The organism is Aeromonas diversa CDC 2478-85, assembly GCF_000819805.1.
Classification (GTDB): domain Bacteria; phylum Pseudomonadota; class Gammaproteobacteria; order Enterobacterales; family Aeromonadaceae; genus Aeromonas; species Aeromonas diversa.
This window is the reverse complement of record NZ_CDCE01000027.1, coordinates 73,783-74,294: the sequence shown is the minus strand read 5'-3', so window position 1 is coordinate 74,294 and position 512 is coordinate 73,783. Positions and strand designations below refer to the sequence as shown.

Annotated in this window: 1 protein-coding gene; it reads left to right on the top strand. The window is 65.0% G+C overall.

What is annotated here, in order from left to right; genetic code table 11:
* Positions 1-128: 128 nt before the first annotated feature.
* Entirely contained in the window at positions 129-458 is a 330-nt protein-coding gene (locus tag BN1121_RS08870) for a copper-binding protein (RefSeq protein ID WP_005349325.1), read from the top strand.
* Positions 459-512: the final 54 nt, after the last annotated feature.

Sequence of the window (512 nt, the reverse complement as noted above, 5' to 3'; positions counted from 1 at the left end):
GGGGCCGCCAGCTTGCTGCCCGCCTCTCCATCGAGGAGCCGGGCTCATCCGGCCTACCTCGATAGCCCATGTGTTCATACGCTTGGGCTGTCTGGCCCGAGCCCTGTAATCCGACGAGGAGAAGTGACATGAAATTGACCCTTTTGCTGCTGGGCACCCTGAGCCTGACCATGCCCGCCCTGGCCAACGAGATGACCGGTCACGAAGGCCACCAGATGAACGACCAGACCATGGGGGCCCAGGTGATGACCAAGGGAGTGATCACCAAGATCGACCAGGAGGCCGGCAAGGTGGGGATCCGCCACGAGGCGATCGCCAACCTGGGGATGCCCCCCATGACCATGATCTTCAAGGCGGCCGATCCGGCCCTGCTGGCGGGACTCAAGAGCGGCGATGTCGTCGAGTTCTTCGCCGAGAAGCGGGACGGGGCCCTGGTGCTCGTCTCCCTGAGCCGCTAAACGGCGGGGTGACGCCCCGATAAGCGGATGTATGGCCCTCCCCGGACGGAGGGC

Bases quoted from the DNA above. Each gene is read 5' to 3' on its own strand.
- BN1121_RS08870 (WP_005349325.1), top strand. From the start codon at position 129: ATGAAATTGACCCTTTTGCTGCTGGGCACCCTGAGCCTGACCATGCCC.